Here is a 26095-nt window from a genome sequence, read left to right on the forward strand (position 1 = left end):
CCCCTCAGCTCGCCAGGGGCAGCGAGAAGTGGATCGTCGTCCCCTGGCCCGGGGCGCTCTCGACCGCCATGGTCCCGTGGTGCGCCTCGACGATGCCGCGCGCGATGTAGAGGCCCAGCCCCGCCCCGGTGCGCGACTCCTGCGCGGCCTTCCAGTAGCGATCGAAGAGGTGCGGCTGGTGCTCGGGAGGGATGCCCGGGCCCGTATCGGCCACCGAGAAGCGCGCGCTGTCAGCGACCCGGCAGAGCGACACGCTCACGACGCCGCCCCTCGGCGTGAACTTCAGCGCGTTGCCGAGCAGGTTCGAGAAGACCTGGAGCACGCGATCCCGGTCGGCGAGGACCTCCAGGCCCGCGTCGAGCGGCCCCTGCGTCACCCGGCAGCCCTTCGCCTCCGCGAGCGACGCGGCGGCGTCGAGCGCCTCGCGGACGAGCGTCCCGCCCCGCTCCACCCTCGGCGACACAACGAGCCGCCCCGCCTCGATGCGCGACGCGTCGAGCAGATCCTCGATGAGCCGCGTCATGCTCTGGATGCCGCGGTCCATGCGGTCGACGAGCTGGACGGCGTCGTCGTCGTCGCCGTCCTTCCGCTGGAGCAGATCGCTCCGCAGCAGCGACGCCGTGATCGCGATCGTGTTGAGCGGGTTCCGGAGATCGTGCGACACGATCGCCAGGAGGTCGTCCCGGGCGCGCGTCGCGGCCTGCGCCTCGTTGTAGAGCCGCGCGTTCTCCAGGGCGACGGACGCCGACTGCGCGAGCTGGGTCAGCAGCACCTCGTCGCTCTCCACGAAGGGGCCGTCGCGCCGATCGAGCAGCTGGATGCTCCCGATGCACTGGCCGTCCCGGCCGCGCAGCGGCGCCGCGAGGAGCGAGCGCGGGTGGAGCTCGGCCGGCGCGCGCGAGAGCACGTCGGCGCACGTCGGATCGCTCGCGATCTCGTCGCCCGTCAGCCGGACGCCGGTGCTCCTCCGCTCGATCAGGCCGAGCGCGACCTCGCGGATGCCGTCGCGGTCCTCCCGCGCGGCGTACTCCTCGGACAGCGAGATGCCCGTCAGAGGCCGCTGCTCCACGCCCCGCGCCGAGAGCCGCGAGGCCGCGACGCCCGCGTCGAGCAGCGCGCGCGCCTCGTCGGTGGTGCGCTGGATCAGCTCGTTCAGCGAGAGCGACCGGTGGATGCGCAGCGTCGCCTCGGTGAGCTGCGCGAGCTGGTTCGCGTGGCGGGCGAGCGCCCTGCGCGCCTCCTCCTCGCGGCGCTCCGCCTCGCTCAGCCGCAGGACGTGGCGCAGGCTCTGCACCAGCCGCTCGGGCGTCAGCAGGTTCTTCGGCACGTAGTCCGCCGCGCCCCGCTTCATCAGATCGACCGCGAGCGACTCGTCACCCTGCCCGGTCAGCATGATGAACGGCGCCGTGAGCTTCGCCTTGCGCGCCGCCTCGATCACCGCGAGCCCGTCGCCCCCGGGGAGGTAATAGTCGAGCAGCACGCAGTCGACCTGCTGCTCGTACAGCACCGCCAGCGCCGAATCGACGGAATCGGCCTCCCTGATCTCGGCGTCGACGCGGCCGCTCCGCAGCGCACGCAAGATCGCGATCCGATCGACCGTGTCGTCGTCGACGACGAGGAGGCGAACCGACCTCGGGCTCAAGGCATCTCCACGAGCGTCCAGTACCGGTTCAGCGCCGTCATGAGCTCGACGAAGCTCATGAACGTCACCGGCTTGAGCAGGTAGCCCGCGACGTTCAGATCGTACGCGTCCACCTTGTCCCGATCGTCGTTCGAGGTCGTCAGCACGACGACGGGCGTCGCCCGCAGCGAGACGTCGGCCCGGAGCTCGCGGAGGAACTCGATGCCGTTCATCCTGGGCATGTTCAGGTCGAGCAGGACGAGGCGCCGATCCCTGGGCACCTGGTTGCCGCGCAGCAGATCGAGCCCCTCCACGCCGTCGCCCGCCACCCAGAGCGGGTTCGTGATCTTGCCCCTCTCGAACGCCCTCCGGACGTTCATCACGTCGACGGTGTCGTCCTCGACCAGGATAATATTCAGGAATTTACCGTCCATCCTCGTCCTCGTGGAGGGGCAAAGCGGAGGCTCGTTGATAGCATCAACCAGAGGCCGCGCGCAGGGGCTACGGCGCTACGGCCAGCTACCACGCTTGCCCGCGCGGCCGACGAGGTGCGCGACCGCGGTCACCAGGCTGTTCGGCTCGATGGGCTTGGCCAGGTGCATCTGGAAGCCGGCGGCGATCGCCTGGCGGCGGTCCTCCATGCGCGTGTACGCGGTGAGCGCGAGCGCCGGTATGCCGCTCGCGGGGACGTCGGTCCCCAGGGCGCGCAGCCGCCGCATCATCGCGTAACCGTCCTCGCCCGGCATGCCGATGTCGCTCACGAGCACGTCGAACTCGCCCATGTGGAGGGCCTCGAGCGCCGCGCCTGCTGAGGCCGCTTCGCTCACCGTCGCGCCGGCGCGCACGAAGATGATGCCGAGCAGCTCGCGGGCGTCGGTCTCGTCGTCGACCACGAGGACCCGGATGCCCTCGAGCACGCGCCGCGCGGCGCCCCCCGGCGCCTCGCCGCCCCGGCGCTGCGGGGACGGCGGCGCCGCGGGCGCATCGGCGCGGATCGGCAGCCGGACCCGGAAGCGCGCGCCCTTGCCCTCTCCGTCGCTCTCGGCGTGCACGCTGCCGCCCTGCGCCTCCGCCAGGTGACGCACGATGGCGAGGCCGAGCCCGAGCCCGCCGTGGGCCCGGGTCATCCCCCCGTCCGCCTGCCGGAACCGCTCGAACAGGAACGGCAGGAAGCTCTTCGGGATGCCCTCGCCGTTATCCTCCACCTCGACCTCGAGCGTCGCCTCGACGCGCCGGGCGAGGGCCCGCACCCGGCCCCCGGACGGCGTGAACTTCACCGCGTTCGTGAGCAGGTTCCAGACGACCTGCTGGAGCCTCTCCGCGTCGCCGAGGAAGATGCCCACGTCGTCGGCGACGGAGGTGTCGACCGCGACGCCCTTCGCCAGCGCCGCCGGGCGCACCAGGTCGAGCGCCGTGGCGAGCACCTGCCGCACGTCGACCGGATCGGTCCGGAGCTGCAGCTTCCCCGCGATGATCGTCGAGGCGTCGAGGACGTCCTCGATGAGCTGCGACTGCGCCTTCGCGTTGCGCTCGATCGTGGCGAGCCCCCGCTCGAGCGACTCGGCGTCCACCTCGCCCGTCCGGAGGATCCGCGCCCAGCCCAGGATCGACTGGAGCGGCGTCCTGAGCTCGTGCGACACCGTCGCGAGGAACTCGTCCTTGAGCCGGTTCAGCTGCTCGGCGTGCTGGCGCGCGCGCTGCTCCTGATCGAGGAGCTGGGCGCGCTCGGCGTCGGTGCGCTTCTGCTCCGTGATGTCGTGGAACGAGAGGCCGACGCCGTCGCCCAGCGCCACGGCGATGGCGCGGAACGTCCGCGGAGCGCCCTCGTGCGCGCAGAAGAGCTCGACCCGGGCGGGCTCCCCGGTCTCCACGACGCGCGCGCACGCGTCGAACGCGCTCGCGAGCGCGCTGCCAGGGACCTCGATCAAGAGCCGCTTGCCCTCCAGATCCTTGCCCCGGCCCCCGACGATCGGCCCCGTGGCCGGGTTCACGTAGACCCACTCGAAGTCGGAGATCGCCCCGGACGCATCTCGCACGCTGCGCAGCATCATGAACCCGTCGGGCGACGCCTCCTGCACGGTGCGGAACCTCGCCTCGCTCGCCCGCAGCGCCTGCTCGATCGACTTCCGCTCCGTGATGTCCGTCGCCGTGCAGGTGATGCCGATGATCTCGCCCGTGTCATCGGCCAGCGGCTCGATCGAGACGTCGATGTGCTGGGTGCGCCCGCCGGCGCGCACCGCGATCTCGCGCCGCTGGCCGACGCCGCTGGCGAGCACGTCGCGCTTCGTCCGATCGAGCGACCTCGCGGCCTCCGGGTCCTCCAGCACCTCCCCGTCGGTCTTCCCGAGCACCTCGCGCTCGGACTTGCCGAACGAGTTGTGCATCCACGTGTAGCGCAGGTCCCGGTCCTGGGTGAACACCATGACCGGCGACCCCCGGAGCGCCTTGCGGAAGCGCTCCTCGTTCACGCGGAGCGCCTGCTCCGCGCGCAGGCGCTGGGCCACGCTCTGCTGGAGCTCGAGCGCGAGCCGCTCCGCCTTCCGGCGCGCGCCGATCTGCTCGGTCACGTCGAACGCCGTCACCATGACGCCCTCGACGGCGCCGCTCACGTCGTGCACCGGCTTGCACAGGACGTTGTACAGCCGCTCGACCGTCTCGCCGGTCCAGTGCGTGAGCCGCACCGGGATCTCGCTCGCCACGCTCGGCTCGCCGCTCGCCAGGACGGCCTCGAGCTGCGCGTGCAGCGGCTGCCCGCGCAGCTCCGGGACCGCCTCGACGAGCGGCTTGCCGAGGAGATCGTCGCGGCCGACCATGCGGCAGAAGAGCGGGTTCGCGAGCTCGAACACGAGCGCGGCGCCCTTGAGGAAGCAGATCGGCGCGGGCGCCTGCGCGAGCAGCGAGCCGCTCCTGCCTCGCTCGATCTCGGTGCGCCTGCGCTCGGTCTCGATCGCCTCCAGCTGGAGTCGTGTGTGCTCGCTTACCGCCTGGGCGATGCCCGCGTCCACGCGCTCGGAGAGCGCCTCGATCTCCCGCAGATCCGGCGTGATCCCCGCCTCCTCCAGCTCGCGGAGGATGGATTGCCGGAGGACGCCGTACTCGCGGACCATCACGCCCAGGTCGAGCCCGTTCTCCCAGCGCATCTCGCCGTGCTCGCGCGCGGCCTCCTTGCTGCCGGCCGTCGATGCGCGTTGCTCCAGGCTGGCGGCCACCTCGTCGAGGAAGCTCGGCAGCGAGTTGATGATGAGCGGCTTCGGCATGTTGCGCACCGCCGCGCTTCGCTTGCGCAGCTCGCCCACGAACCGCTCGATGATGGCCTCGCGGCGGGTCCTGATGAGCGTGGAGAGCGGGATCGTCATGATCGGATCGTTCGCGTCGGGAGCCCGACCTCGGCAGACGTCGCCGTCAGGGGGCCTCGGCAGCGAGCGCCGAGCGACGGTGGGCGATCGGCGGCGCGGGTGGCATCGGCAAGCACGGTATCTTCGGAGAGCTGAGCGAGCGCCACAAGACGCACTGCCAGCGCGGCTCACCCGGCCTCGGACGGCCGGCCGCCGCCCTCCTGGGACAGCCGCGGCCGGCTCTCCGTCGGCGTCGATCTCGACACCGGCCTTGAGCTGAGCCTGACTTCCACCTCGCCAGCACAAGCCCAGGCGCGAGCAAGCGTTGTGCCGAGATCGGCCAGCCGATGAACGAGATGATGCGCGGTGCGCGACGTCACGAGTGAGGCAATTTGTCGCAGTTACCCCGCCCGCCCGTGTCGTGCGGCGGCATCTGCAGCGAGCCGCCGGGGCGTCCGGGCGCTCCGCGATCCGGGGAACTCGCGATGTCGCGGCACGTCGGCTGCAATGACGTAGCGACGTAACGACGCAACGACGTAACCGCTGCAATCGCTGCAACAACGCAGCATCGAAGCGCTGGAACACCGATTCACCCAGTGATTCACCCGATGAGGAGGTTATCATGCTCAGTTGGAGTGTCGCGTTCTTCGTCGTGGCGATCATCGCCGCGATCCTCGGCTTCGGCGGCCTCGCGGCGAGCGCCGCCTCGGTGGCGAAGCTGCTCTTCGTCATCTTCCTCGTCCTGGCGGTCGTCTCCCTCGCGCTCGGCCGACGCGCCCCGACCTGACGCCATGCCGATCGCACGTGCTCGGAGGCCACGATCGGGGCGACATGCCTCGTCGGGCCGAGCGGTATCCATGCTTCCGCATGGCACGTCTGTCGCAATACCCGCGGATCGACCCATCTATCGCGCCATGAGGCCCATCCCGGGCGGCGTCGATAAGGCGTCCGTGCCGCGCCGGGCGCTCGCCCGGACGCGAGGTCGCGCGTCGACCGCAGACCAGAGGAGATCATCATGTTGACCGTCCGAACATTCCTGCCTATCGCCATCGTCATGAGCGCCGTCGTGGGCTGCGAGTCCCCCACGGCGGACGCGCAAACCAAGGCCGAGCGCGCGCAGCGCGAGGCGCAGCAGAAGGCGGCGGAGGTCGCCACCGAGCTCGACAAGAAGGTCGCCGAGATCGACCAGAAGGCCGAGCGGGCCACCGACGACGCGCTCCGCGAGGCCGCGGAGAAGCTCAACAACGCCGCCGCCAAGGCCCAGGAGAAGACCGCGGAGGCCGAGGCGGAGCTGGTGAAGGCGCGCGCGGACGTGCGCGCGTCCACGTCGCGCAGGATCGAGGACCTCGAGAAGGATGCCGTCGAGCTCCGCGAAAAGGCCGAGAAGAAGCTGCCCAAGGACGAGGTCGGCAGGCTGATGAAGGACGTGGAGGACAAGTCGGAGGCCGTCCGCAGGAGCCTGCGCGACCTCGACGCGGCGACCGGCGAGACCCTCGACCAGGTGAAACAAGGCGTCTACCAGCGTGTGGAGGAGCTGGATCGCGCGATCCAGGCGGTGAAGCGGCGCGTTTGATGCAAGCTCGCTCGCCTGGGCCCAGCAAAGCTCGACACGAGGAGGACATGATGGCGAACCAGAAGGCGACTCAGCAGACCCCATCGGCGGACATCGAGGGAGAGGGCAACCGCACGGCCGATCGGCGTTACCGAGAAGGGGTGGAGAAGTCGGTGAAGGCCGGCAAGATCAAGGAGCACGCCGAGGAGGCCGCCCGCGCGCTCGACGGACCCGAGGGCGACGAGCTGCGCGAAGCCGAGGAAGCGGCGCGGCGAGGTCAACCCAACTGAACCGGGTGAGCATCGATGATCCGCGAGCTCCGATGCAAAGCCTGTGGCCGCCGGTACGTCTTCGTATCGACGGCGGCCACGCCCTGCCGGGCCTGCGGCTCGGCCCTCGACGAGGTGGAGCTCGAGCGCGGCGTTTACGAGCTCGTCACGAACGACGCGCGGAGCCCCGCCTCGACCGCTCCGTCGAGCCCGGCGGACCCCATGGTCCCCGAGGATCTCGGCTACGGCGAGTCCCATGGATACGGACCCGCGCACGGCGGCCCGACGGGCCCCGGCGACGCGCCCGCGACCGACCCCTGATCCACCCGAGCTCACCCTGCGCTTCGCGCGCAGGGCGCCGCGGGCGCCATCGCAGAGCGCCTGTGGCGGCCGCTGGAGAGCGGTGGGCGAACGACGGGACGCCGGAGAGCGCTGGTCAAATTGGAACAGGGAGACGGGGAGGCAAGGAGGGAAAACTCAGCAAATCTCCCTGTCTCCCCGTCTCCCTGTGATCCTTCTCGGGCAACGTTGACCACCACCCGCCGGAGGGAGGGCGCTGGCCGTCAGGCCGCCCTCGCTGTGCGGAGCGGGGCGTGGCTCGAGGCGTGGGGGCGGCGGGAGTGGGCGATGAGCGCCTCGAAGAGCTCCAGCATCTGCCGGCCGAGGCGCTCGTTCGTGTCCTCGGTCAGCTCCGCCTCGATCCTCGGCAAGAGGTCCCGCTCCTCCTCCTCGGCGTGGTGCGTGACGAGCTCCCTCAGGGTGGCGAGCCTGGCCCTGAAGCTCGGGTCCTCCGGCGCCGTGCCGACGACGCGGCGGATCTCGAACCGCGTGACCGTATGCTCTTCGCAGGCTCCGCCGACGAGGTCCGGCTCGACGGCGAGCAGCTCCGGGAAGAGGACCACCTGCTCGGCGAGCATGTGGGCGAGGAGGTGCTTGGTCAGCTCGTCCGTCGCTCCCCGGACATCGCCTGTGGTCGAGAGGGCCAGATCGAACAGCCTCTCGGCTTCGCGGTGTTGCCCCTTCAAGAGCTGTGTCGCCTTCATGCATTCTCCTCTCAAGGACCGGACGTCAGGTTGTTGTTCATCGAGGTGGCTGGGCTGCCGTTCATCGAGGGGGAAAGGAGCTCGTCGCGCTCGCTCGCTAGCGACCAGCTCACGCAGCGGCCTCGGCCGAGGGCCCGCGGCGACGCGCCGAGCCTTCAGCGGGGTGACATCGCGCCATCGCGCAGCGCGCGCAGCGTCAGCGGCAAGGCCCGCGAGCGCGCGAGCCCCCCTCCCGCCCCCTCTTCTGCATGAGGCGCACTCAAGCAATCACCGTGCCGATTGGGGTTTATTCCGGATGCGAAGAGACGCTGTACGCCGGACAGGGAATATCGATGTGGAATTTCGCCTCTCGCCATGGCTCCCGGAGCGCGGGCGAACTCGGCTGTTGCCGGCAGGCGGCGCCGTCTGGCTGTTCTGGCTGTTGCCGGCAGGCGGCGCCGTCTGATCGAGAGAGGCGCCGGGCGTCCGCGGGGGACCGCGGCGATGCCTCGGTGGCGGCCCCTCGCCCGCGTCGCCCGGCGAGGCGCGACACGCGCCGCGACGAGGCGCGCTGCCGGCCCGCGCCGATCCGTGGAGGAACGGCGGGTCGGTGAGCCCCCTACCGGCCGTGGCGCTTCGGGCGCGACGGCGCTGGCTGGCCCCCGTCGGCGGCGGACCGCTCGGCCGCTGCGCGCGGCCGGTGCCATCCAGGATGGGGCAAGAACGCGCACCTGTGGCGAAACGTCACGTTGGAAGGACGCCGGCGAGGAGCGGACTGGGCTTGATGGCGCGAACTCTCCGTGGCACGTTCCCTGCAACTGCAGGCAGCGGTCGACCTTTAGAAGAGCTGCCGGGGAAGGACACGCGATGAGCGGCAGGATACTCGTCGTCGATGACGACGAAGCGACGTGCGATCTGGTCGAAGCCCTCCTCAAGAGGCAGGAGTTCTCCGTCGCGGCGCGCACTTCGGCCAAGAGCGCGCTCGAGCTGGTGAGCGATGACGATTTTGACGTCGTGTTGACCGACGTCGGCATGAGCGAGATGAGCGGCCTGGAGCTCTGCGAGCGCATCCTCGGCGCGCGCCCCGACATGCTCGTCATCGTCATGACGGCGCTCGGGAGCATGGAGACCGCCATCTCCTCCATGCGCGCCGGGGCGTTCGACTTCGTCACGAAGCCGCTCGACGCGAACCTCCTCGGCCTGACGGTCTCGCGCGCCGTCCAGCATCGGCGCCTCCGCTCGGAGGTGAAGCGCCTGCGCGAGGCGGCCCACGACGTCCAGCAGACCAAGGGCCTCGTCGGGCGCAGCCCTGCGATGAAGCGCGTCTACGATCTGATCGGGCGCGTCGCGCGGAGCGACGCCTCGGTCCTCGTGCACGGCGAGACGGGCACCGGCAAGGAGCTCATCGCGCGGGCGATCCACGAGGCCAGCGGCCGGTCCGGCCCCTTCGTGGCGGTCAACTGCGCCGCGGTGCCTCAGGCGCTCCTCGAGAGCGAGCTCTTCGGCCACGCGCGCGGCGCCTTCACCGACGCCAAGACCCAGCGCACCGGCCTGTTCCTGGAGGCCAGCGGCGGCACCATCTTCCTCGACGAGATCGGCGAGATGCCGCTCGAGGTCCAGCCGAAGCTGCTCCGCGCGCTGCAGGAGCGCAAGGTGCGGCCGGTGGGCTCGAACGCCGAGATCCCCTTCGACGCCCGCATCGTGACGGCGACGAACCGCGACCTCGAGACCGAGGTGTACGAGAAGCGGTTCCGCGAGGACCTCTACTACCGGGTCAACGTCGTGAAGATCGACCTGCCGCCCCTGCGCGAGCGCGGCACCGACGTGCTCCACCTCGCGATGCACTTCCTCGAGAAGTTCTCGTCCCGCAGCAGCAAGGGCGTGCTCTCGCTCTCGACCGCGGCCGCGGAGAAGCTCACGGCGTACAACTGGCCGGGCAACGTGCGCGAGCTCGAGAACAGCATCGAGCGCGCGGTGGCGCTGGCCCGCTTCGAGCAAATCACGGTCGAGGACCTGCCGGACAAGGTCCAGGCCTACCGGCCCGACCGCTTCGTCGTCGCCGTCGATGAGCCGGCGGAGATCATGACGATGGACGAGCTCGAGAAGCGCTACATCAAGCGCGTGCTCGCGCTCGTCGGCGGCAACAAATCGCGCGCCGCCCAGATGCTCGGGTTCGACCGGCGGACGCTCTACCGCAAGCTGGAGCGCTACGGGGAGCAGGACGGCTCGGGCGGGGACGAGGGCCCAGACAAGGCGGCCTCTTCGCCGGGCTCGGCGAGCTCCTCGTTGAGCTGAGGCGGGGCGCGAGGCGAGGCGAGGCGAGGCGAGGCGTAACGAATGAGCGAAAAGGCGCTGTCCGACTCGATTTACAGGCTGTTCGCGCGCGCGGGGCACGACGTGCGTGGGCCCGCCGGGGTGGTGGCCACGGCGCTCAACGAGCTGGAGAGCGTCCTCGGGGGCGAGGCCACCGCCCAGAACGCGGCGTACTTCACCATGGCGAGGCGGGGCGTGCGCCGCCTGCTGCGCCTCGCCGACCGCTACACCGCCGCGTCCGAGCTGTCGCGGCAGCTCGACGCCCCGGCGCAGCCGCTCGACCTCGAGGCGCTCGTCCAGAAGGCCGTCGCGGAGGCGTCGTTCGTCTACGGGCGGCGCGACGTCACGGTGACGCTCGACCTCGCCCCTGTGCGCGGCTTCGCGCACGCCGCGTCGATGACCGCGGCGCTCTCGGACGCGCTCATGCTCGCCCTGAACGTCGCCCGCGCGCGGGTCGTCGTGGCGCTCGCGGCCCATGGGGATCGCGCGCGGGTGGTGATGACGAGCGACTCGAGCGCGGCCTCGGTGGAAAAGCTCTTCGAGGCGGCGCTCGCGCCGGACGCGGATCCGCTCGCCGACGGCGGGCTGCCCGTCCGGGTGATCGACGGCGTGCTCAAGGCGCACGGCGGCGAGGCGCGGGCCGACCGCGTCGGCGCGGAGACGCAGATCACCCTGGAGTGGCCGCTGAACGCGGCCGACCGCAAGGCGGGGGCCTGATGAGCGCGGAGCTGCCGCAGGTGCTGGTGCTCGACGACGACGACGACACGGCGGCGCTGCTCGGCATGGCGCTCCGCCGCCGCGGCTTCCGCGTGCTCGTGGCGCGCTCGTGCGAGGAAGGGCGCTCGATGCTCGCCGCGAGCGCGGTCGACGCCCTGGTGACGGACGTGTCGCTCCCCGACGGCAGCGGCGTCGAGCTGGTCGCGTCGCTCGCGGACAGGCCACGGGCGGTGATCGTCGTGAGCGGATTCGGCGGGGATGACGATCGTGAGAAGAGCCGGGCGGCCGGCGCTCACGCGCACATGGTCAAGCCCATCGACGTGGCCCGGCTCGTGGCCACGCTCAACGAGCTGCTCGGGCGGCCCAGCTGAGCGGGCGGCCGGCGATCCCGCGCCGCGCGCTGGCCACGCCGGCGCGCGGAGCAGGGCGGCCGCGGGCTCGCCTCACTTGTCGACCGACGCGTAGAACGAGACGCCCCGCCGGTTCTCGTCGAGGCGGAGCGGGTGCTGCAGCGCCGGCAGCGCGCGCTGGGCGCAGTCGAGGCGCTCGCAGGTCCGGCACGTGACGCCGACGGGCACGGCCGCGCCGATGTTGTCCAGGTCGATCCCGTCGGCATAGACGAGCTCGCGGGCATAGCGGACGTCGCAGCCCATGCCGATCGACTGCACCGTGTGGGGGACGTGGTAGCCGCCGCGATCGCTGCGCACGGTGCGCGCGATGCAGAAGTAGACGGCGCCGTCGGGCATCTGCGAGAGCTGGATCCGGATCATGCCGGGCGTCATCAGGGCGGCGTGGACGTTCCAGCGGGGACACGCGCCGCTGAACCGCGCGAACCGTATGCCGGAGCCGCTGAAGCGCTTCGAGATGTTGCCCGCGATGTCGATGCGGACCATGTGCATCGGCACCCCCTCGGCGCCCGGGCGGCGGAGCGTCGTCAGCCGGTGACACACCTGCTCGAAGCTCGTGCCGAACCGGTGCGCGAGGAGCTCGATGTCGTAGCGCTCGGCGCGCGCCGCCTCCAGGAACGGCTGGTACGGCATGAGGATCGCGGCGGCGAAGTAGTTGGCCAGCGCGACGCGGGCGAGCGCACGGGACTCCGGGGTCGTGAGGTTCTCGTCGCGCAGGATGCGGTCGATGGCCGTCGATTGCGTCAAGAGGCCGAGCTGGTGCGCGAGCTGGAACCTGCGGCTCCGGGGCGGCAGCACCTCGGAGATGCTCAGCACGCGCCTGTCGGGGTCGTATCGCCGCATCGCCTGGCGCTCGTCCGCGACCCGGACGATGCGCACCTCGATGCCGCGCGTCGCGTGGAGGTACCGGACGAGGCCGCGGTAGACGTCGTCCGCGTCGAGCTCCGCCTCGCGCCAGAGCGCCTCGGCGCCTTCCTCGAGCTCCGCGAAATGGTTCATCCGGCGCTGGATGAGATCGCTGACCTCCTCGGACGGTAGCCGCGAGTTGTCGACCGCGACGAACCCGTCCCCCGCCAGCCGCTCTCCCAGCGTATCCAGCGATTCGCGCGTCGTCGCGTAGGTCCGGTAGAGCGTGAGCACCGCGCGCGCGACGTTCGGGGACGCCGCGACGAGCTCGCGCAGATCCGCGTTCGTCAGCCCGTGGCTCTCGAAGATGGGATCGCCGAAGACCTCGTGGAGATCGGCCGTGAGCCGGACGTCCTCTTCCGACGCGAAGTTCTGGAGGTCGAGCTGGAATATCTGGGCGAGCCGGATGAGCAGCGGCGCAGTCAGCGGACGCCGGTTGTTCTCTATCAAGTTCAGATAGCTCGCCGAGACACCGAGGCGCTCCGCCAGATCGACCTGCGTCATGTGCTCGCGACGCCGGAGCGCGCGGACCTTGGCTCCGAGAAGAGGTGCATCGGCCATGGGGACCCTCCCGACGTGACCAGGACAACCTGGATGAAATGTAGGCGCAGCTCGCCTGGTGGAAATTTACAATAGTTTACACGTTAACACGCTGTAAAGCCCTTTCGTCTACATCGTTATCCGCCTGCATTTCAGAGCGAAGTTGACGCTGAAACCTCGTCGACAAACATAGGTTGCTTGTAACGACGCGCAGCGTTGCAGGAGATGTGGATGAGCCAGAATCATGAGACCGCAAGCGTCCGCTTGCTCGCTCCTCGGGTCGGGGGCGACGAGTCCGTCCTCACGCCAGAGGCCCTTCGCTTCCTCTCCGGTCTTGGGCGCAAGTTCGCTGACCGGGTACCCGCCCTGCTCGCCCGGCGGCGCGCCGTGCAAGAGCGGCTGGACGCGGGCGAGCGGTTCGATTTTCTCCCCGAGACGCGGGATGTGCGCGGGGGCGACTGGACGGTGGCGCCGCTGCCCGAGGACCTCCTCGACCGGCGCGTGGAGATCACGGGCCCGGTCGATCCCAAGATGATCATCAATGCGCTGAACTCGGGCGCGAGCGTGTTCATGGCCGATTTCGAGGACGCCACGTCGCCCACGTGGAAGAACCTCATCGAGGGGCAAGCGGCGCTGAGGCTCGCGGCGCGGCGCGAGCTCCGTTACGAGGACCCGGCGACCGGCAAGCGTTACGCCCTCGGAGAGAGGGTGGCGACCCTGCTCGTGCGCCCGCGCGGGTGGCACCTCCCCGAGAAGCACGTCGAGCTCGACGGCAAGCCGCTGCCAGGCGGGCTCTTCGATTTCGGACTCTATTTCTTTCACAACGCGCGTGAGCTCGTCCGCCGCGGTACCGGGCCTTACTTCTATCTGCCGAAGATGGAGAGTCACCTGGAGGCGCGCCTCTGGAACGACGTCTTCGTGTTCGCGCAAGAGGCGCTGGGCCTCCCCATCGGCACGATCAAGGCCACGGTCCTCATCGAGACGCTGCCCGCGGCGTTCGAGATGGACGAGATCCTCCACGAGCTCCGGCAGCACTCGGCCGGCCTCAACTGCGGTCGCTGGGACTACATCTTCAGCTTCATCAAGAAGCTCCGGAACGACCCCGCCTGCGTGATGCCGGACCGCTCGCAGGTGACGATGGAGCAGCATTTCCTGCGCTCGTACACGCAGCTGCTCGTGAAGACGTGCCACCGCCGCGGCGTCCACGCGATGGGCGGCATGGCGGCGCAGATCCCGATCAAGAGCGACCCCGAGGCGAACCGCGCGGCGCTCGACAAGGTGCGCGCCGACAAGCTGCGCGAGGTGAAGGACGGGCACGACGGCACCTGGGTCGCGCACCCGGGGCTCGTGCCGCTCGCGCGCGAGGTGTTCGACGCGCACATGCCCGCTGCGAACCAGATCGAGCGGAAGCGCGAGGACGTCCGCGTCTCGGCGGCCGACCTGCTGCGCGTCCCGGAGGGCGCGCGCACCGAGGCCGGCCTGCGCCATAACATCCGGGTCGGCGTCCAGTACCTCGAGGCGTGGATCAGCGGCCTCGGCTGCGTCCCGCTCTACAACCTGATGGAGGACGCGGCCACCGCGGAGATCTCCCGGACCCAGGTCTGGCAATGGATCCGCCACGGGGCGACGCTCGACGACGGCCTGCCGCTCACCGTGGAGCGCTTCCGCGCGGCGGTGGACAGCGAGATGGCCGCGCTCCGCGGCGCGCTCGGCCCGGCGCGCTTCGACGGCGGCCGCTTCGCCGAGGCGCGCGCGCTGTTCGAGCGGCTGTCGATCGGAGAGACCTTCGAGGAGTTCCTCACGCTGCCTGCTTACGAGCTCTTGATCTCCAGCGCCGGAGAGCGGCGCTCGTGACGCCCGGCGCGCTTCATTTGACGTCGACACAGCGGCCGCTGCCGCCCCCAACCCCAACGCATTAGGAGCCCAGTCATGTCCGCTGCTTTCCCGCTGAACACGCCGATCTCCGCCGACTCCCTGCACGCGCCGCCGAGCGACACCGTCCCGGGCCGGTGGAGCGGCGTCGTCCGGCCGTACTCCGAGGCGGACGTCGCGCGCCTCCGCGGCACCGTCCGTATCGACTACACGCTCGCGACCCTCGGCGCCAAGCGGCTCTGGAACCTCATGCACTCCGAGCCCTACGTGGCGGCGCTCGGCGCCCTCACCGGCAACCAGGCGATGCAGCAGGTCCGGGCCGGGCTCAAGGCCATCTACCTGAGCGGGTGGCAGGTGGCGGCCGACAACAACGAGGCCGGGACCATGTACCCCGACCAGAGCCTGTATCCGGCGAACAGCGTCCCGACGCTCGTGCGCCGCATCAACCAGGCGCTCCTCCGCGCCGACCAGATCGAGAACGCCGAGGGCAAGGCGGGGCGCTACTGGCTCGCGCCCATCATGGCCGACGCGGAGGCGGGCTTCGGCGGGCCGCTCAACGCGTTCGAGCTGATGAAGGCCATGATCGAGGCGGGCGCGTCGGGCGTTCACTTCGAGGATCAGCTCGCCTCCGAGAAGAAGTGCGGGCACATGGGCGGCAAGGTCCTCGTCCCGACCAGCCAGTTCATCCGCACCCTGATCGCGGCCCGCCTCGCCAGCGACGTCATGGGCGTACCGACCGTCCTCGTGGCCCGCACGGACGCCGACAGCGCCAAGCTGATCACGTCCGACGTCGACCCGCGCGACAAGCCGTTCGTCACCGGCGAGCGCACGCCCGAGGGCTTCTTCGTGCTGAAGGGCGGCCTCGAGGCGGCCATCGCGCGCGGGCTCGCGTACGCGCCCTACGCGGACCTCGTCTGGTGCGAGACCTCGACGCCGGACCTCGATCAGGCGAAGCGCTTCGCGGAGGGGATCCACAAGCAGTTCCCGGGCAAGCTGCTCGCCTACAACTGCTCGCCTTCGTTCAACTGGAAGAAGCACCTCGACGACGCGACGATCGCCCGGTTCCAGCGCGAGCTCGGCGCGATGGGGTACAAGTTCCAGTTCGTGACCCTCGCCGGGTTCCACTCGCTGAACCACAGCATGTTCGAGCTCGCCCGCCAGTACCAGCGCCGGGGGATGGCGGCGTACTCCGAGCTCCAGCAGGCCGAGTTCGCCGGCGAGCAGTTCGGCTACAGCGCGACCCGCCACCAGCGCGAGGTCGGGACGGGCTATTTCGACGAGGTCGCCCAGGTGATCTCGGGCGGCGCTGCGTCCACGCTGGCCCTCCACGAGTCCACCGAGGCCGCCCAGTTCTGAGCGCCCGCGCGGGCGTGCGCCGTCCGTCGCGCACGCCCGCGCCTGTCCGCCGCGGCGCCGCCCGCCGCCGGCCTCCCGCCGTCTGAGCAGGTGCGGCTCGGCTACGCCGGGTTCATCACCTGTCGCGACGTGGTGAGAGACGAGGCCACAGGAGAGGTCGTCGAGCTCCGCTGCACGTACGATCGCCCCACGAAGCGCGGTGACGCGCCCGACGGCCGCAAGCCGAAGGGAGCGTCGCACTGGGTTCCGGCCGCCCATGCGCTCACCGCCGAGGTCCGGCTCCACGACCGGCTCTTCGCGGCCGAGCGGCCCGACGCGGTCGAAGAGGGAAGGGATTTCCTGGAGAGCTTGAGTCCCGGTTTGCTGGTTGCCCTGAGCCGAGAAGGCCAGACGCCTCATCGAACCACGTGGGATACCTGGCGATGACGCGGTGATCCTGGCCGACGACGACGGCCTCCTCCGGCCCTTCGAGGAGACGGCCGCCGTGCACGACAACCCCCGGGGCGCCGCCAACTGGGTCATCCACTCGCTCGCCCGCGAGCTGAAGGACAGGAAGACAGGCGACCTCCCCGTCTCGGGCGCGCAGCTCGGCGAGCCCCTGGCGCTGATCGATGACGGGACGATTCCGGGAAGATTGCAAGAGATGTCCTCGCTGAGATAATGCAGCAGGGCGGTAGTCCGAAGGCGATCGTCGCGCAGCGAGGGCTCCGGCAGGTCGCCCTGGAGCGCGTCGTCGACCCGATCATCGCCGGCCATCCAGGCGAGGCTTCCCGCTTCCGCGCGGCGAATTCGAAGCGGATCGGGCTCTTCGTCGGTCAGGTCATGAAGGCTTCCGGCGGCAAGGCGAACCCCGACCTGGTCAATACGCTGCTGGCCAGGAAGCTGGCGTAAATCTCCCACCCACGCGCTGTTTCGCTTCCCCCCCGACGCGGGGTGCGCCCGAGTGCTGCGCTCTGCGTTATCCCACTCCCGGCACCTGACTAGGTGATGCGTGTCGTGGCGGTGTGCAGAAACATGTCCAGAAAAATGTCCATAAAATAATTGAACTTGATAGCTGGAGTGGTGTAGATCTGATTGGTACTATGGAATCTGCACGCCAGTTCGCTCTCCTCGCTTGCGTGGCTGTGTCGTTCTCGCAGGTCGCTTGTGTAGCGTCTGCCGAGCTCGATGGGGATGATGAGGGGGTGGCGGAGGTCCAGCAGGAGGTCACGATTCACAACGCGATGACGGCCAACGCGATGACCGCCAACGCGATGACGGCCAACGCGTTGGTCGCCAACGCGATGACGGCCAACGCGATGACGGCCAACGCGTTGGTCGCCAACGCGCTGACAAGGGAAGCGCTCCGTGATCCAGAGTCGAGGGAGCTCCTCAGCTTCATTGTGAGCTGCGCTCTCCCCGAGGATGCCCGTCTCAACGTCAAGATTGATGGGGTCTCCTACAGCTTCGAGGGCGATCTCGGCCTCGCGCCCGAGTGGGGCTCGAAGCACGGCTCGTGCGATGAAGACTGCCAGGAGTGGGTCTCCGCGTGCCTGCTCGCGCGCGTGAACTACCGGGGCGAGCACGTCATGATCTCGCTCCGCGGAAAGCACGAAGCGCTCTCGTCCACGAAGCGGGAGCGGGCGAGCTACGACATCCCGGAGGCGACCTACTTCGGCAACGTCTTCCAGAAGCCGCAGCGCCGCTTCGCCTGCCTCGCGCCGGGCAAGAGGCAGATCCCGCGCGTCTGCGGGCCCTCGATCGACGACTGCCCGATCGATGTCGTGGGCGAATGTGAGGATGTGTGCGATGGGCCGAGATCGGACGGCAGCTTCTTGAACTGCCGCGATCGTGAGCCGCTCGACCTTCCGTGCGGCCCCCGCGTCTTTCCGCGCGGCACCGACCGCTACAAGGCTTCGGTCTCCGTCTTCCTCGAGTAGCATCGAGCCGTGTGGATTCCGGCGTAGTCCTCGCGAGCCGCTTCGTCGTCGAGCAGCAGGTCGCAGCAGGGGGGATGGGGACGGTCTATCGCGCGCACGACCGCCTCGACGCGCGCCCGGTCGCCATCAAGGTCCTGCACAGCCGCGAAGCATTCGACGTCGAGCGGTTCGAGCGCGAGTCGCAGATCCTCGCTGAGCTGAGCCACCCGGGGATCGTGCGGTACGTCGCGCACGGGCGAACCAGCGCCGGGGACCACTACCTCGCCATGGAGTGGCTGGAGGGCGAGGACCTGGCGGCGTGCCTCGCGCGTCGGCAGCTCGCGCTCGCCGAGAGCCTCGCGGTGCTGCGCAGGACGGCGGACGCGCTCGCCTTCGCGCACTCGCGCGGGATCATCCACCGCGACGTCAAGCCGAGCAACATCTTCCTCGTCGCCGGTGACGTCGGCCAGCTCAAGCTCGTCGACTTCGGGATCGCGCGCCCCGACGGGGAGTCGCGGCGGCTCACCTACACGGGCGGCATCCTCGGGACGCCGGGGTACATCGCGCCCGAGCAGATCGAGGGCGGGGGCGCGCTCGACGCGCGGGCGGACGTGTTCTCGCTCGCGTGCGTCTACTACGAGTGCGTCGCGGGCCGCCCGGCCTTCGAGGGGGCGCACGTCATGGCGGCGCTCGCCAAGCTCCTGTTCCAGCAGACGCCCCGGCTGCGCGACGTCCGCGCGGACGTCCCGGAGCCGCTGGAGCGCCTCATGGACCGGATGATGGCGAAGAACCCCGAGGATCGGCCGCGCGACTGCGGCGACGTCGGGGTCGAGCTCGCGCACATCGCGGAGGTGCTCGACGCTTGGGCCTCGCCGCGGCCCGCCACGCTGGCCTCCCCGCGCGACGCGACCATGCGCTCGGCGCGGCCCGATGGCTTCCTCACGCGCAGCGAGCAGCGGCTCGTGTCCCTCGTGCTCGCCGGCGAGCCGGACGACGTGCAGATGAGCGTCGCGGCGGCCGGCGGCGTGCCCAGCGCATCGGACGTCTCGAGCGTGCTGCAGGAGCTCTCGAGCGAGGGCCCGGGCTCCGCGGTGCCGCGCTCGGAGGTGCGGGCGGCGGTGGAGCCCTACGGCGCCCACATCACGGAGATCTCGCGAGGTTCGCTCATCGCGATCCTCGCCGGCGCCGGGAGCGCCGTGGACCGGGCCGAGCGGGCGGCGCGGTGCGCGCTCGCGCTGCGCGCGCGGTTCCCCGGCATCCCGCTCGCCGTCGCCACGGGGCGCGGGGTGTCGTCGGCGAAGCTCATCGAGGGCGACGTCATCGACCGGGGGGTGCGCGCCCTGCGGGCCGCGCACGCGGGGGCGGTCCGGCTCGACGACGTGACGGCCAGCGTGGTCGGCGGCCGGCTCAAGGTGGAGACCGACGAGAACGGGCCGTTCCTTGCGACCGAGACGGCGGCCGACGAGAGCGTCCCCGTGCTCCTCGGCAAGCCGAGCGTCTGGGTCGGCCGCATCCGTGAGCTGTCCATGCTGGAGGGCGTGTTCTCCGGGTGCGTCAGCGAGTCGCTGGCGAGCGCGGTGCTCGTGATCGGCGCGGCGGGGTCCGGGAAGTCGAGGCTCCGCCTGGAGTTCCTCACCCGGGCGCGGCGCCAGTTCGGGTCGGTGGAGATCCTCTCCGGGCGGGCCGAGTCGATGGCCGCGGGGTCCCCGTTCGGCCTCATCGCCGACGCGATCCACAAGACGGCGGGGATGCGCGAGGGCGAGCCCGTGGAGGCCCGGCGGCGCAAGCTGACGCGCCGGCTAGGGCGCCACCTGAGCGGCGAGGCGCTGAGCCGGATCGCGGCCTTCCTGGGCGAGCTCTCGCGGACGCCGTTCCCCGACGGCGAGACGAGCGGGCTGCGCGCGGCGCGCGACAACGCGATGCTCATGGCCGACGCGACGCGCGCGGCGTGGGAGGACTGGCTCGCCGCCGAGTGCGCGGCGCAGCCGGTGCTGCTCGTGCTCGAGGACCTGCACTTCGGCGATCCGGCGACCGTGCGCCTCATCGACCAGACGCTCCGGAACCTCCGGGACCTGCCGCTCATGCTGCTCGCGCTGGCCCGGCCCGAGGTGAGCAAGCAGTTCCCCGGGCTGTGGACCGACCGGGAGGTGCAGACGATCAAGCTCGGGCCGCTGCCCGCCAAGGCGAGCGAGCGCATGGTGCGGAGCGCGCTCGGCGAAGACACGCCCGCGGAGACGGTGGCCCGGGTCGTGGACCGGGCCGACGGCAACCCGTTCTACCTGGAGGAGCTCATCCGCGCGGTCGCGACGGGCAAGGGGGACGTGCTGCCCGACTCGGTGCTGGGCACGGTCGAGGCGCGGCTCGACGCCGAGGGGCACGAGGCGAAGCGCGTGCTGCGGGCCGCGAGCATCTTCGGCGACCGCTTCTCGAAGCTCGCGGTGGCGGCGCTGCTCGGCGGCGCGACGCGCGTGAAGGAGACGGAGACGTGGCTCGACGCGCTCGCGGCGCGGGAGCTCATCGCCCCGGTCTCGACGCCGGGGTGGCTCATCCCGACGGACTACGTGTTCCGCCACGCGATCGTGCGCGAGGCCGCGTACGCGATGCTCACGGAGCCGGACCGCGCCCTCGGCCACAAGCTGGCCGGCGAGTGGCTCGAGCGCAGCGGGCACACCGACGCGATGGCGCTCGCGGAGCACTTCCGTCGCGGCGGCGAGCCGGCGCGCGCGGTGCGGTGGTACCGGAGGGCCGCGGAGCAGGCGCTCGAGGCGAACGATCTGGCGAGCGCGCTCGCGCGCGCCGAGATGGGCGTCCAGTGCGGGGCGGCCGACGAGGAGCTCGGACGGCTGCGGCTCGTGGAGGCCGAGATCGGCCTGTGGCAGGGAGAGGTGGTGCTCGCCGCGCAGCGCGGCACCGAGGCGGCGAGCCTCGTCCGGACCGGCAGCTCGCCGTGGTTCCGCGCCATCGGGCAGGTGATCATCGCGGAGGGGAAGCTCGGTCACTTCGATCGCGTCGAGGCGTGGGCGACGCGGGCGGCCGAGGCGGCGGGCGCGATCAGCGCGCGGATCATGTGCCTGTGCGACGCCGCGACGTTCCTGAGCTTCGGCGGCCGCTACGCGGCGGCCGACGCGCTGATCCAGATGCTCGAGGCGGTCGCGAGCGAGCCCGCCGGGCTCGAGCCGCAGGCGGCGGGGCTCTACCAGCAGGCGCGTGCGGTCCGGGCGCAGACGAGGGGCGACACCGGGGCCGCGCTGAGCGGGTTCACGGCGGCGAGCGCGGCGTTCGAGCAGGCCGGCGACCGCCGGAACGCCTGCGCGGCGCGCTCGAACCTGGGCTTCTTGTACGGTGAGCTCGGCGACTTCGAGGTGGCCGAGTCGGAGCTCCGGACGGCGCTCGCCGCGGCGCAGCGCATGGGCCTCGACGACCTGGAGACGGCTGCGCTCCAGAACCTCGGCTACGTCATCGCCCACCTGGGGCAGCTCGAGGAGGCGAAGCTCCTCGAGCAGCGCGCCGCCGCGACGTTCCAGCAGCAGGGCGACCGGCGCATGGAGGGCGTGACGCTGACGTACATGGCGAAGATCATGCTCCTGTCGGGCGATCCCGTGGCCGCCGAGCGCGAGGCGCGCGCCGCGGTCGAGGCGCTGGTGGTGGCGCCTCCGCTCCGCGCCGCCGCCGTGGCGGTGCTCTCGCGCGCGCTGCTCGCGCAGGGCCGCCCGGAAGAGGCGCTGCCGGCCGCGCGCGAGGCGTTCGTGCAGCTCGAGGAGGCGGGCTCGCTCGAGGAGGGCGAGTCGCTCGTGCGGCTCGCCTACGCCGAGGCGCTCGCGGCGGCGGGCGCCGCGCGCGAGGCGGCGGAGGCGCTCGCCGTCGCGCGACAGCACCTGCTCGACCGCGCGGCGAAGATCAGCGACGCGGCCTGGCGGGAGCGGTTCTTGACGTGCGTACCCGACAACGCGAAGACCCTCGCGCTCGCCGCCGCCGAGTAACATTTCACGGGGCGGCGGCGCGGCTTGCCTACGCCGGCTGCGTCGGCTGATCCAGGGCGGCCTCCGCCGCTTCACGCTCGGCGATGGCGGCGGCGTGGCGGCGCAGCCGGTCGCCCATCACGTTCGGGATGCGCTCCGCGGCCTCGAGCGCGGCCGAGAGCGCGCGGCGCGCGGCGGCGAGCCGGCCGCGGCGCAGCGCGGTCACCGCGCGGATCTCGAGGACCTCGATGTGCTCCTGGCCCACGGAGCTCTGCGCCGAGCGGTCCACGAGCGCGTCCCACGCTGCGTCGTCCGCGGCGCCCCTGTCCTGCGTGGCCAGATCGATCATGGCGCAGAGCACCGCCTCCGAGGGGACCATCAGCGCGTCGGCCTGGCCCTCCGCGCTGGCTCGCTCCTGCATCTCGCGCATCTGCTCGAACAGCGCGCGCGCCTCGGCCTGCTCGCCGCAAAAGAAGAGGAACCGGGCCTTGAGGAGCAAGGCGACGGGCCGGCACATCCCGCAGAACCGGTGCCGCTCGATCTCGAGCGCGCGATCGATGTGCGGCCCCGCCGCCGCGAGGTCGTCCATGAGGTAGAGGTACTCGCCGAGGTTGTACTCGCCGACCCGCTCCAGCGCGCCCTGGCCGAGGTCGCGCGCGAGCGCGAGCACCCGCTCGAGGTCGGCGATCATCCGGGCCTTGTCGCCGCGGCACGCCCAGAGGAGCGCGCGGTTGTTCGTCACGACGCAGAGGTGCAGCGTGTCGTGGTGCGCCTCGCAGAGCGCGATCGCGCGGCCGAGCGCGTCCTCGGCGTCGTCGAGCCGGCCGAGCCCCTGGAGGACGAAGCCGAGCATGAGCAGCGAGATGACGAGCGTCTCGTACCCGTCGTCGCCGAGCGAGGCGGCAGACTCCGCCGCGCGCTCGAGCGCGGCGGCCGCCTCTTCCTCCCGGCTGAAGCGGTGGAGCGTGCGCCCGGCGCCGAGCGCGAGGCGCGCGGTGAGCGCCGACGACAGCGTGATCTCGTCGGCGAGCACGCCCGCCTCCTCGACGCGCTCCTCGGAGCTCTTGAACTCGTCCATCCAGTCGAGCGCCGTGGCCTCGTCGAGCAGGATGTCGATCTGCGCCGGGATGTCGCCGCGCGCCCGCGCGATGGCCCGCGCGCTGGCGAAATCGGCGAGCGCGTCGTGGTAGCGGCCCAGTCGGTAGCGCATGAGGCCGCGGCCCCGGTGCGCGGCCGCGCGGTCGGGGCGCACCCCGCCCGGCGCGCGGCGGCTGGGCGGGCCTCCGCCCGGGGCCGTCGGCTCGATCGGCTGCTCCAGGGCGCGGGTGTAGAGCGTCTCCGCGTCGAGGTAGGCGTGCCGGGCGCGCGCGCGCTCCGCCAGGGTGAGGTAGGCGATCTCCGCGATCTCGCCGAGGCCCGCCTGGGCGGCGTGGTACGCGAACGGGATGAGGCGCGCGTCCTTGAGGTGCGGCGCGTCGCGCTCGCCGGCCTCGTCGCTCGCGGCGTCGCGGTGCAGCTTGAAGGCCGCGAGGTGGACGCGCCGGCGGAGCGGCTCGGGCGCGCCGCGGGCCACCGCCTCGCGGACCAGCGCGTGGCGGAAGCCGATGCGGCCCCGCCGGTCCTGGACGAGGAGGCCCGCGGCGATCAGGCGCTTCACGGCGACCGCGGCGTCGAGCGGCAGGTCGTCGGCCTCGCCGTGCTCGTCGAGCCGGTGGAGCACGCCGGCCACCTCGGCGACCGCGATGTCGGGGCCGAGCAGCGCGATGAGCCGCGCGTGCGCCTGCAGCGCGGGCGGGAGCGCGTCGATCTCGCCGAGGGCCAGCCAGTCGAGGAGCGGCATGTCGGGGAGCCGATCGAGCTCGTCGGTGGCGAGGTACCACGCGTCGCCCCGCGGGTGCCGGCGCACGACGCCCCCCCGCTTGAGGCCGCGCACGAGCTCGATGAGGAGGAGCGGGACGCCCTGCGCGCGCTCGACGAGGTGCGCGACCGCGGGCTCGGGCACGTCCTCCGCGGGCAGGAGCAGCCGCCGGCACAGGGCGATCGCGCTCTCGCGGTCGAGCGCCTCGAGCCGGTAGGTCTCGCGGCGCGCGGCGCGCTCGCCGAAGGAGGGGCGCGCGCTCTCGAAGCTCGGCCGCCCGAACGCGCAGATGAAGAGCGGCGCCTGCGCCTCGGCGAGCGCCGCGTACTCGAGCGCGGCGAGCGCCGCGTCGTCGGCCACGTGCGCGTCGTCGAGCACCACGAAGAGCGGCGTCCGGCGCGATCGCCGGCGGAGGGCCTCGCCGGCGGCCACGGAGAGCGCGGCGCGGAGCGCGCCGGGCGCCGCGGAGAGCGCGCGGAGCTCCGGGTAGCGCTCCTCGGCGAGCGGGTCGTCGCTGATCCAGCCGAGCGCGAGCGCCACGGCGGCCCCGAGCCGCGCCTGCTGCGCGCCCGCGAGGCGGCGCCGGAGGAGCGCGCTGCCGCCGTCCGCCGGAGGGGACGACGGCAGCGCGAGCGCCCGCTGCAGGATCTCCCGGACGACGCGATCGGCCCCGCCCGCGACCGGCTCGCCGGTCCGGAGCTCGATCACCTCGGCGCGCCCCTCGAGCGCGCGCAGCCGCTGCGCGAGCGCGCCGGCGAGGCGGCTCTTGCCGTGGCCGGCCACGCCGATGACGCTGGCGATGGTGGGCGTCGCGGTCGCCACGGCGTCGCGCGCGCCCGCGACCAGCGCGTCGAGCACGTCGCTCCGGCCGAACAGCGGCTGGGAGCTCGAGTCGAACGCGGTGTCGGCGTCGGGCTGGGCGGCGGCCAGCCCGGGCCGGGCGGAGGTCGGTCCTGGCGGGGGGAGGCCGTCGCCCTGGGCCTGGGAGGCGTCGTCGCCGAGCGCCGCCGCGGCCGCCGGCGACAGGGTGAGGCCCAGAGGGCCGCCCGCCGCGAGCCGGTCCGCCCGGCGGAAGAGCGGGCTCAGGAACCGCCGCGTGCCGTCGGGCCGCGGCTGGACGGACACGGTCGCGAGGTCGAGCAGCCCGCGGGAGAGGACGCGCTGCTGCTCGAGCTCTCGGCCGGCGTGCACCGCGCGGCGCAGCGGGCTCGCGCCGTCCGCGTGTTCGAAGACGGCGACGAAGCGGCCGGCCGCGGCGTGGGCGAGCTCGCCGCCCAGCGCGCTGAGCCTCCGCTGGAGGGCCACGACGTCGAGCTCGGCCTCGAAGAAGAGGAGCGCGACGGCGCGCCGCTCGACGCTGCGGGCGCTCGGCGGCGGCGGATCGGTGGTGGGGCCCCTGAGGCGCGAGGGGCGGCGCTCCTGGCCGCGCTCGAAGCTCTCCAGGGCGGCGATGAGCGCCGCGGCGCTCGCGAAGCGCTGGCCCCTGTCCTTGGCGAGGCACCGGAGCACGATCTCCTCGAGCGAGCGCGAGATCGGCGCGATCTGGGAGGGCCGCGGGGGGCGGCGGCTGAGGTGGTCCTGCCGCACCAGGGCGGGAGGTCCCCAGAAGGGCGGCTTGCCGGTGAGCAGCTCGAACAGCACGGCGCCGAGGGCGTACACGTCCGCGCGCGCGTCGACGTCGTCGCGGCCGTCGCACTGCTCGGGGGCCATGTACTCGGCGGTGCCGGGCGCGTCGCTGTCGGCGGTGATGCGGGGCGACGGCTCGCGGTGCCCCGCGGCGAGGCCGAGATCGATGATGGTGGCGCGGCGCCCGCCGTCCCCGGCGCGCGCGGCGAGCGGCGCGCCGGAGACGAAGATGTTCTCCGGCTTGACGTCGCGGTGCACGTAGCCGCGCGCGTGGATCGCCTCGAGGGCCCGGAGCGCGGAGCGCGCGAGGGCGCACGCCTCGCGCGCCGGCATCGGCCCGGCGACCCCGCGCGCCACGAGGCGGTCGGCGAGCGTGGGGCCGTCGAGGTACTCCATGACGAAGTACGGCGCGCCCGAGGCGAGCTGGCCGCACCCGTAGACGGCGGGCACGTGGGGCGGCCCGACGTCGTAGAGGGCCCGCATCTCCTTGACGAGGCGCGCGCTCGCGTCCGGCTGGTCGGCGCGCGCGACCTTGATCGCCACGGTCGGCCCGCCCTCCTCGGGCTCGGCCGCGAACACGGCCCCGAACCCGCCTGCGCCGGCGAGCCGGACGCCCCGGTAGCCTTCGATGCTGGGCGGAGCGGCCGCGCTGAGCCAGCTGCCGCTGGACTCGTCCGCGCCGCCGGGCGCGCCGGGCTCCGGGCTGGCCTGCCGCACAACGGGCCCGTGCTCCGGACACCCCGGATCCGCGTGCGCGACGCGCCTGCCGCACTCCTTGCACCGCGCGGCGGGCGCCCCGGAGCGAGCCGCGCTTCCGCCTCGACGAGCATCGGGCAACATGGGG

The 26095-nt window shown here is 72.2% G+C and carries 18 protein-coding genes and 1 pseudogene; 13 read left to right on the forward strand and 6 right to left on the reverse strand.

From position 1 onward, the window contains the following. Positions 1 to 4: 4 nt before the first annotated feature. From WME82_RS47210 to WME82_RS47220, 3 genes are all read right to left on the reverse strand, one after another. Positions 5 to 1642 (reverse strand): ATP-binding protein, encoded by a 1638-nt coding sequence (locus WME82_RS47210; protein ID WP_437855031.1) that lies wholly within the window; start codon positions 1640 to 1642, stop codon positions 5 to 7. Next, entirely contained in the window at positions 1639 to 2055 is a 417-nt protein-coding gene (locus WME82_RS47215; RefSeq protein WP_437296506.1) for a response regulator, read from the reverse strand. The genes WME82_RS47210 and WME82_RS47215 overlap by 4 nt, the downstream gene beginning before the upstream one ends. A gap of 75 nt (positions 2056 to 2130) precedes the next feature. Further along, on the reverse strand, positions 2131 to 4977 hold the full coding sequence (locus tag WME82_RS47220) for a PAS domain-containing hybrid sensor histidine kinase/response regulator (RefSeq protein ID WP_438040679.1): 2847 nt from the start codon (positions 4975 to 4977) through the stop codon (positions 2131 to 2133). 601 nt (positions 4978 to 5578) lie between these two features. Here WME82_RS47220 and WME82_RS47225 point away from each other — a divergent pair. From WME82_RS47225 to WME82_RS47240, 4 genes are all read left to right on the forward strand, one after another. After that, entirely contained in the window at positions 5579 to 5743 is a 165-nt protein-coding gene (locus WME82_RS47225; RefSeq protein ID WP_012241326.1) for a DUF1328 domain-containing protein, read from the forward strand. Between the two features lie 228 nt (positions 5744 to 5971). After that, on the forward strand, positions 5972 to 6529 hold the full coding sequence (locus WME82_RS47230; protein ID WP_438040680.1) for a hypothetical protein: 558 nt from the start codon (positions 5972 to 5974) through the stop codon (positions 6527 to 6529). Positions 6530 to 6576: 47 nt separating this feature from the next. Further along, positions 6577 to 6798: a hypothetical protein gene (locus WME82_RS47235; protein ID WP_437713915.1), complete on the forward strand. Its 222-nt coding sequence runs from the start codon at positions 6577 to 6579 to the stop codon at positions 6796 to 6798. 15 nt (positions 6799 to 6813) lie between these two features. Continuing rightward, entirely contained in the window at positions 6814 to 7098 is a 285-nt protein-coding gene (locus WME82_RS47240; RefSeq protein WP_437742994.1) for a hypothetical protein, read from the forward strand. 242 nt (positions 7099 to 7340) lie between these two features. Here the strand turns inward: WME82_RS47240 and WME82_RS47245 are convergent, their stop codons facing one another. Further along, the gene (locus WME82_RS47245; protein WP_438040681.1) at positions 7341 to 7820 is read right to left on the reverse strand and encodes a hemerythrin domain-containing protein; all 480 of its coding nucleotides are present in this window, start codon (positions 7818 to 7820) and stop codon (positions 7341 to 7343) included. An 846-nt stretch (positions 7821 to 8666) separates the two neighbouring features. Between WME82_RS47245 and WME82_RS47250 the strand changes: the two genes are divergently transcribed. From WME82_RS47250 to WME82_RS47260, 3 genes are read left to right on the forward strand one after another with little or no spacing between them, the layout of a single operon-like run. After that, positions 8667 to 10094 (forward strand): sigma-54-dependent transcriptional regulator, encoded by a 1428-nt coding sequence (locus tag WME82_RS47250; protein ID WP_437742996.1) that lies wholly within the window; start codon positions 8667 to 8669, stop codon positions 10092 to 10094. Positions 10095 to 10136: 42 nt separating this feature from the next. Continuing rightward, positions 10137 to 10829, forward strand: a complete 693-nt coding sequence (locus WME82_RS47255) for a histidine kinase (RefSeq protein ID WP_438040682.1) — start codon at positions 10137 to 10139, stop codon at positions 10827 to 10829. Further along, positions 10829 to 11200 (forward strand): response regulator, encoded by a 372-nt coding sequence (locus WME82_RS47260; protein WP_438040683.1) that lies wholly within the window; start codon positions 10829 to 10831, stop codon positions 11198 to 11200. Before WME82_RS47255 ends, WME82_RS47260 begins: the two co-directional genes overlap by 1 nt. 72 nt (positions 11201 to 11272) lie before the next feature. On the opposite strand, the gene WME82_RS47265 is transcribed toward WME82_RS47260, so the two are convergent. Beyond that, positions 11273 to 12703, reverse strand: a complete 1431-nt coding sequence (locus WME82_RS47265) for a helix-turn-helix domain-containing protein (protein WP_437296514.1) — start codon at positions 12701 to 12703, stop codon at positions 11273 to 11275. Positions 12704 to 12913: 210 nt separating this feature from the next. Here WME82_RS47265 and aceB point away from each other — a divergent pair, with 210 nt between their 5' ends. The 6 genes and pseudogenes from aceB to WME82_RS47295 all read left to right on the forward strand — a co-directional run bounded on the left by aceB (position 12914) and on the right by WME82_RS47295 (position 21788). Continuing rightward, positions 12914 to 14536: a malate synthase A gene (gene aceB / locus WME82_RS47270; RefSeq protein ID WP_437742998.1), complete on the forward strand. Its 1623-nt coding sequence runs from the start codon at positions 12914 to 12916 to the stop codon at positions 14534 to 14536. A gap of 75 nt (positions 14537 to 14611) precedes the next feature. Continuing rightward, a complete protein-coding gene (aceA, locus tag WME82_RS47275) occupies positions 14612 to 15910 on the forward strand; it encodes an isocitrate lyase (protein ID WP_437547590.1) in 1299 nt (432 codons plus the stop codon). A gap of 90 nt (positions 15911 to 16000) precedes the next feature. Continuing rightward, positions 16001 to 16336 carry a hypothetical protein gene (locus tag WME82_RS47280; protein WP_437742999.1) on the forward strand — a complete coding sequence of 112 codons (336 nt, stop codon included), beginning with the start codon at positions 16001 to 16003 and terminating at the stop codon, positions 16334 to 16336. Between the two features lie 58 nt (positions 16337 to 16394). Then, positions 16395 to 16801 (forward strand): annotated as a pseudogene (locus WME82_RS47285) (hypothetical protein). Positions 16802 to 17094: 293 nt separating this feature from the next. Continuing rightward, a complete protein-coding gene (locus tag WME82_RS47290) occupies positions 17095 to 17829 on the forward strand; it encodes a hypothetical protein (protein ID WP_438040684.1) in 735 nt (244 codons plus the stop codon). 11 nt (positions 17830 to 17840) lie between these two features. After that, the gene (locus tag WME82_RS47295; protein WP_438040685.1) at positions 17841 to 21788 is read left to right on the forward strand and encodes a serine/threonine-protein kinase; all 3948 of its coding nucleotides are present in this window, start codon (positions 17841 to 17843) and stop codon (positions 21786 to 21788) included. A gap of 28 nt (positions 21789 to 21816) precedes the next feature. Here the strand turns inward: WME82_RS47295 and WME82_RS47300 are convergent, their stop codons facing one another. After that, on the reverse strand, positions 21817 to 26091 hold the full coding sequence (locus WME82_RS47300) for a serine/threonine-protein kinase (protein ID WP_438040686.1): 4275 nt from the start codon (positions 26089 to 26091) through the stop codon (positions 21817 to 21819). Positions 26092 to 26095: the final 4 nt, after the last annotated feature.

This window comes from Sorangium sp. So ce128, from assembly GCF_051525245.1.
Lineage (GTDB): Bacteria > Myxococcota_A > Polyangia > Polyangiales > Polyangiaceae > Sorangium > Sorangium cellulosum_B.